Source organism: Paenibacillus ihuae, from assembly GCF_001368795.1.
GTDB lineage: Bacteria > Bacillota > Bacilli > Paenibacillales > Paenibacillaceae > Paenibacillus_AQ > Paenibacillus_AQ ihuae.
In genome coordinates this window covers 1001243-1008063 of record NZ_LN831198.1, presented here as the reverse complement: position 1 = coordinate 1008063, position 6821 = coordinate 1001243, and the positions used below count along the sequence as shown (strand labels likewise).

Annotated in this window: 6 protein-coding genes and 1 pseudogene; 3 read left to right on the top strand and 4 right to left on the bottom strand. The window is 46.6% G+C overall.

Going from position 1 to position 6821, the window contains the following annotated elements; translation table 11 throughout:
- The 3 genes from AQR02_RS04450 to AQR02_RS32275 all read right to left on the bottom strand — a co-directional run.
- Positions 1-818 (bottom strand): beta-ketoacyl-[acyl-carrier-protein] synthase family protein (locus tag AQR02_RS04450; RefSeq protein WP_054939557.1); only part of this gene is annotated, 818 nt, incomplete at its 3' end.
- On the bottom strand, positions 819-1316 hold the full coding sequence (gene spoVAC, locus AQR02_RS04445) for a stage V sporulation protein AC (protein WP_054939556.1): 498 nt from the start codon (positions 1314-1316) through the stop codon (positions 819-821). It lies immediately after the preceding gene.
- A gap of 137 nt (positions 1317-1453) precedes the next feature.
- Positions 1454-1624, bottom strand: a complete 171-nt coding sequence (locus AQR02_RS32275; protein ID WP_159067692.1) for a hypothetical protein — start codon at positions 1622-1624, stop codon at positions 1454-1456.
- A 360-nt stretch (positions 1625-1984) separates the two neighbouring features.
- Between AQR02_RS32275 and AQR02_RS04440 the strand changes: the two genes are divergently transcribed.
- The 3 genes and pseudogenes from AQR02_RS04440 (at position 1985) to AQR02_RS04435 (ending at position 4666) form a co-directional block, all read left to right on the top strand.
- Positions 1985-3058 (top strand): M42 family metallopeptidase, encoded by a 1074-nt coding sequence (locus AQR02_RS04440; protein ID WP_054939555.1) that lies wholly within the window; start codon positions 1985-1987, stop codon positions 3056-3058.
- Between the two features lie 17 nt (positions 3059-3075).
- Positions 3076-3198, top strand: a pseudogene (locus AQR02_RS31040) (Lrp/AsnC ligand binding domain-containing protein); the annotation flags it as partial.
- A 298-nt stretch (positions 3199-3496) separates the two neighbouring features.
- Positions 3497-4666, top strand: a complete 1170-nt coding sequence (locus AQR02_RS04435) for a hypothetical protein (RefSeq protein WP_054939554.1) — start codon at positions 3497-3499, stop codon at positions 4664-4666.
- A gap of 661 nt (positions 4667-5327) precedes the next feature.
- On the opposite strand, the gene AQR02_RS04430 is transcribed toward AQR02_RS04435, so the two are convergent.
- Positions 5328-6599, bottom strand: a complete 1272-nt coding sequence (locus tag AQR02_RS04430) for an IS110 family RNA-guided transposase (protein ID WP_054939553.1) — start codon at positions 6597-6599, stop codon at positions 5328-5330.
- Positions 6600-6821 lie beyond the last annotated feature (222 nt).

Genomic DNA, 6821 nt, shown 5'->3' with positions numbered 1-6821 from the left:
TCCAGGTCGAAAATAAGCAGTCCGCAGTCATTAAAAGTCGTTTGTTCCATGGGTATGCCCTCTTTGGCCAGCAATTCTTTGGCAATTGGCAGACCTACGGAAGCAAGGTCACCGGTCACAATTAAATCATAATACCCGGGTGACAGGGCCGTATCACGGAAATGGGCAGTAATCGTATCTGCTGCAGCCGGGGCCATGGCGGTACCCATATTGAACGGGTCGGTCAGCCCCAAGTCCATAATTTTGCCGATCGTTGCAGAAACCACATGAATGCCCTGTGCACTGCCGTCATTGCGGCCCACAACCGCACAGCCCGAACCCGTAACGGTATATTGAGCGGTCGGCGGCTTCTGTGACCCGTATTCGGTCGGATAACGGAATTGCTTCTCCACCGTGCAGTTATGGCTTGATGTTCCCGCCAGGGCATATTTGCTGCCCCCGGAGTCAACAATCATTGAGGCGATGGCCAGACTCTCCATGGAGGTAGAACAGGCCCCGAAGACACCGAGATAGGGTACGCCCAGCTTCCTGGCCGCAAAGGAGCTGCTGATAATCTGATTCATCAGATCACCGCCGACAAAAAACTCCAGCTTGTCCTGCTCAAGATCGGCATTCATCAGCGCTAGCTTGGAGGCTTTTTCGAACAGGGCACGCTCTGCCTTTTCCCAAGTCTTCTCGCCCATTTCGAGCGAATCATAAATGAAATCAAAATCCGATGCTAGCGGCCCCTCCCCTTCCTCCGGCCCTACGACGGCAGAGGAACCAAGAATGACAGGACGGGTCGTGAACTTCCAGGTCTGGCTGCCTAGCTGCTCCATTTAGTGCGAACCTCCCCAGCCCATAATGGCGTACACTACACCGACCACAAACGAAGCAACCACACCAAACACAATGACGGAGCCGGCCAGCTTGAACATATTCCCGCCTACCCCTAGCACCAGACCCTCTGCACGGTGTTCAAGCGCCGCGGAGCACATGCTGTTGGCAAAGCCAGTGACTGGTACCGCAGTTCCGGCTCCGCACCACTGGGATAACTTGTCATATACCCCGAAGCTGGTCAGAATTACGGAAATGAGAATCAGGACCGCCACTGTTGGGCTTGAGGCTTCGCGGGAAGTCATATCGAAGATAGCCATGAACGCTTCCTGGATGCCTTGTCCCAGCACACAGATTAAACCTCCCGACAAAAACGCCCGGATACAGTTTTTGAATACCGGTCGGGAAGGCACAAAAGGCTTGGACAATTTCTCATAGTCCTGTGGAGTCATGGTGTCAAGCCGCAGCTTGACACCGGTTTTTTTGGTTTTTGCCGGCAAATGGGACACCTCCTGGAATGTAGGCGAAGGGAAGATATCAGGGCAAGAATGTGCTGCCGTTTCCCCTCGGATTTTTCTTCTATTAGAAGTTTTTCCTTATTGTTCGCCATCTGCCGCAAGAATATGTCCTTGTATGCTCAGGAAAAAAACAGCAGCACCACTATCAGCAGCAGGAACAAAACCAAAATCAGTACCGTTTCGCTCTCCCGCCGGTACCGGCGGGGATACCTTCTCTGCATCCCGCGCGTATGCACTTTGCGGGGTACACCCTGCCCGTAAGGCCCGGATATGCTTCCTGCAACCCTCATTGTTCTCGCTTCCTTTCCCGGCTCCTGCCTGCAGAGCCACTACTACATATTATTCGTTCAGCAGCTGCCCGGTGTTTCCCGGAGGTGCCCTTAAAGATAGACAAGCGAAGACGGAATGTTCATACTATATAAGTTGAACAAAAGAACTACTTAAAGGCAAAAGTAGCGGAGGGGAAGTTTGGAACTGGAGGAGCGTTAGCGTCCGCCTTTAGGTTTGGATTTCTACCGTGAATAGCGGTTTAAATCAGGAAATCCAAACCTAACAGCGGCCGGAAGTCCAAACATTCCCCGCAGCATGCGTACAATGCCAAGTAAATCTAAAGTTCAAATTAAAGATGGTAGTAAAGGAGCGATAAGCATATGAACCAAGAAACGATGGACTTATTTAAAACACTGACCGAATTCCCCGCAGCTCCGGGCTTCGAGCGTGAACTGCGCGCTTACGTCAAGGATGCTATGTTACCTTATACGGATGAGTTCGTGCAGGACCGGCTGGGAAGCCTTTTCGGCGTACTGCGCGGCGAAGAGAACGGACCCAAAATTATGGTCGCCGGACATTTTGACGAAGTAGGTTTTATGGTCACCGGTATTACAGGCAACGGAATGATCCGGTTTCAGCCGCTTGGCGGCTGGCTGGCATCGGCAGTGGCTTCACAGCGGCTGCAGATTATTACCCCGAAGGGCACGCTGACCGGCGTAGTCGGCAGCACACCGATCCATCTGCTAAGCCCGGAGGAACGTAACAAAATCGGCGATATTAGCAAAATGTATCTGGACATCGGTGCAGACAGCCGGGAAGAAGCTGAGAGCTTCGGCGTGAAGCCAGGTCAGCAGATCCTGCCGATCTGCCCGTTTACACCGCTGGCCAATCCGAAGAAAATTATGGCCAAGGCTTGGGACAACCGCTATGGCGTCGGCCTGGCAATTGAACTGGTCAAGGCGCTGCACGGTAAAAAGCTGCCGAACACGGTCTATGCCGGTGCTACGGTGCAGGAAGAAGCCGGCCTCCGCGGCGCGCGCACGGCAGCCAACCTGCTGGCGCCGGACATCTTCTTTGGCCTGGATGCCAGTGCGGCTGCCGACATGACCGGCGACCGCCAGGCCTTCGGCCAGCTCGGCCAAGGTGCACTGCTGCGCATTTATGATCCGACCATGATTACCCACCGCGGACTGATTGAGTACGTGCAGGATACAGCGGATACCCACCGGATCAAATACCAGTATTTCGTCTCCCAGGGCGGAACAGACGCCGGCCAGGTACATGTCAGCGGGATCGGCGTTCCGTCTGCGGTCATCGGAATCTGCTCCCGCTACATCCATACTGCTTCGTCTGTGATTCACAGCGATGATTACGAGGCGGCCAAGGAGCTGCTGATCAAGCTCGTTGAAGGACTGGACCGCACCACACTCCAGACCATTCTGGAGAACAGCTAAGACTGCAGCACTTAAAAAACGGGGATGGATGTTATCTTCTTGAGTGCAGATTCCCTTCGAACGAGCATGTAGATCAATTTCTTGTTGGCTTGAGCGAACATGCAAACTACAAATTATCAATTGTTATAAAGAAAGAATGAGGATTTTTATTACGTTAACGACGAACGATAGTTAAACGGTATTAAACTACTGGGCAGAATACGTTAATGTACCGATTCTCTGCAGAAGGAAATCCCTTGTTCTTTTTGAAAACGTTAAAGAGAGTGAGGTGAGATGAATGTATGACTATATAAGCATTCATTCTTAACTTGCTCGAAATTGATTTACCTGCAGACACCAATAATATTTTAGAACGCGCTATAACTGATATTGCTTAAGGTTAATTTAGTAAGACCTCTCTTTAAAGAGAGGTCTTATAATAATATTAGGGGTGTACTAATGAGCAAATTTGTATCAGCTTTAATAGTATGGGATTCGAATGCTCTAAGTCTAAAAGAATATTTAAAAACACAGAAAGTCACTAATGGATATTTGAACACTTCTTCAGAAAATATAAGTATGTTGACGTTTAAAAATATCAATAAGAAAGGAGAACTATTAGCTGCGAAAATATCCAGGGAGTTAAATGTACGTGCAATCTACCTATATCATAACGAAGATACTGGATGGGGATTGAAGGGGTATATGTTAGGTGATTCACAAGGAGAATATCATATCGATTACAATTCGCTTCCCAATAACATAGGTATCGATGCTAAACTACAGTCTTTTACGGGCAACACAGTAGAATTTCTTAAACTAAGAGAATGTTTGGAATCAAAAGATGAGCAGCGTATTTTTGAGGAGAGCTGGGGGCTACTTAAAAATACGTTGGGAATCGATTTTAGTGATGATTTTAATTTCGATACTCTTCAGGGGATGAGTGAAGGTTACTTGATATTAAGTGAGATTGAACCGATTATCGAAAAAAAAACATCGCTAAAAAAGATTGTAAGTGAGTATCTTGAACCTTTAATGAGGGAACGAGGTTTTTTGTCTAATAACGAAACAAAATTACCATACGATTTTGCCTATTTTAAAGAGGTAGGAGACTTTTACATAGGCTTATCAATAATTAAAGAGCCCGACCAGCTGACAGCTCATTTGAAAACGCTGTTTGAAAGTATCCCTTTATTCTCAGTTGGGAAGTACTATAAAAATAATATTGAGTTAATAAAGGTATTAAATCAAATAATTAATGCATTTGATAATAGCTTGGAAAATTATAAAAACGATTTACATTTTGAGGCTTTTGACAGCAATGAAGTATTAATGAGTCATATGCACGAATATATGATTGGATATGACTATTATATTGTTGAAAATTCTATTGGAAATTTAGCTGGTGGTTCAATACTTTATAGAAAAAAACATAATCCGAAAGAAATTAAATTTTTGCATTCATCATATTTCCTAGGAATTACCTGCATATTTCAAGAAAGTGATAACATCCGTGTGCTTGATGCCAAAGATGAAAATGATATTATCATAAACAGAGTTTTCAGAAATGCGGAAGGTTATATACGCTTATTAAATATATATAAAAATGAATTGAAGAGCTTATTGTAGCTACTTTTCCAATTGGTTACTGGACATATTTACGTACCGCGATATTAACTAACGGGAAACAATAGTTTGTAATACAGAGAAAGCAGCAGATCAATGATCGGCTGCTTTTATTCAGCGAACGGGAAGTTTAGTTGAACAAGATAAGTGGAGGTTTTATGTCGCACTTGACGCAAACTGCTCACTAGCGAATTCCGAGCGAGCCCGTTTTGAGAATTTCAATACAAAAACCAACAGTCGTCGTAAACTGGACAGTCCTAGACTACTGTTGGTTATTTAACTCCCTCAGTACGATTCAGTTTTCTCACGAATGCTCACTTATTCGCAGGATTTCACCCTTGTCAGATTTACCGAAAGATTGTTAGAGCAACCCGGTTGAGGACCAGGACAACATGAAGGCGTGAGGAAATAGAGGGAGATGTTGAAACCCCATATCCTTCCATATACTGCACGCTTCTCCACGCCGCCCCTGGAGGTTTTCACTCCCATGTCTCAACGGGTCATTGCCCTCTCATTCCTTCGTTACGCCTTTCCAAGGGTGGAGGCCGGTCATGCTAACGTTACGGGTCGGTGCCCTTTGGTTCAATATACCCGGTACTCCGTGCTTTCTTTTGAAATCCCGCGAATAAGCCAAAATTCGTACGACGAAACGGTGAGAAATCGCTTAAGCTGCTAGCTGAAGTGGCATCGTTTTATGTGGATTGTAGGCTTCACTGCTGCGAGCCATCCCCACGAGAATGCGAGCTAGTTTACCGCACAGTTTCATTAGTGACCTCATTTTCTTCATCTTTTTTACCTGAACATTGTACGCATGCATCGCCTTGAATTCCGGATTATTCGCGGTTAAGCTCAGGGTCATCATGAAGATGAAACGTCGGAGGCGAGATCGTCCGCGTTTACTAATCTTCATCTGTCCGGTCCATTTGCCCGAGCTTGCTTCCGCAAGGTTGAGACCAGCATGACGCAGCAAAGCATTGCCATGTACAAAACCGCTTAAATCCCCAGCCTCTCCAAGAATACCAGCTAGTGAGATTGCATTAATCCCTTTTACAGCAAGCATCGACTTAGCAAAAGGTATACGGTCTAAAACTGCTATAATCTCTGCCTCCACGACTCGCAGTTGCTCACAAGCGAGATCATATTCTGCGAGAAGCTGCATTAAATGGAGCTTGTACGCATGCGTTGCCTGCTTAGAGCCAACAGAATGGCTAGCAAGAGCGATTAGGGCTTGAGCCTTTTTGTCCCCAGGTTGCCGTTGCATAATGGATTTCCAGCCCCTTACCACGTCTTGAGGTGTTAACTTACTCAGTTCATCAGGCGTCGAGAAAAGACGTAGTGTCGCCAATGAGCCTTTGCACATCAGATTCTTAAATACTTGCCTCAGCTCGGGGAACACGACGTCAACCCAACGATGAATCTGGTTCTTTGCACTAACAAGTCTCGTTACGACGGAGTCTCGATTGGAGAGAAAGACACGAAGCTCTTCAAAGGCTTCAGGTGTGTTGTGAATGAATGAGTAGTAGCCGTTCTTCACCATGTCTGCGATGACGAGAGCATCCTTTTTGTCGCTCTTAGATGGCGTATTGTCGCGGTTTTCCTTGTTCTTTTTCACGAGATGAGGATTAACAAGAACAACTTCAAACTGCTTCTCAGATAGCCATTTGGAGACGCTTAACCAGTAATGCCCCGTTGGTTCCATACCGATGATTGCGGAGTCTAGGTTATGGGTTGCTTGCAACGATTGGATCCAGCGAAGAAGGATCTGAAACCCTTCTTCGTCATTTGAGAAAGATAGTGGATTGCCAACGACGATCCCGCGGAAATTCACCGCACGAGCGACGTGAGTTAGCTGTGCGATGTCGATTCCGACGACGAGATGCTGAGGGGTGATTTTTTCAATGAGTTGATTTTGTTTGTCCTGGGCTTTAAACTTCATAGTAGAGCGTCCTCCTGGATGATGGGATTTTAAGGGCTATGACCCGTTGCGTACTCCCATCGTACCGAGGCGCTTTTCTTTTTGCAAAGCTCGTAATTAACGCTCTACAGGAATGCTAACGTTTCCCGATAGCTTAAGGATGTACTGAAACCTTTTAAGTCTCACCGTCCTGTTTAAAAAGGTGTGTGTCCCTGACAGGAAGTTTCGTCAGCACCCTTATTG

Bases quoted from the DNA above. Each gene is read 5' to 3' on its own strand.
- AQR02_RS32275 (WP_159067692.1), bottom strand. From the start codon at position 1,624: ATGAGGGTTGCAGGAAGCATATCCGGGCCTTACGGGCAGGGTGTACCC.
- AQR02_RS04430 (WP_054939553.1), bottom strand. From the start codon at position 6,599: ATGAAGTTTAAAGCCCAGGACAAACAAAATCAACTCATTGAAAAAATC.
- AQR02_RS04440 (WP_054939555.1), top strand. From the start codon at position 1,985: ATGAACCAAGAAACGATGGACTTATTTAAAACACTGACCGAATTCCCC.
- AQR02_RS04435 (WP_054939554.1), top strand. From the start codon at position 3,497: ATGAGCAAATTTGTATCAGCTTTAATAGTATGGGATTCGAATGCTCTA.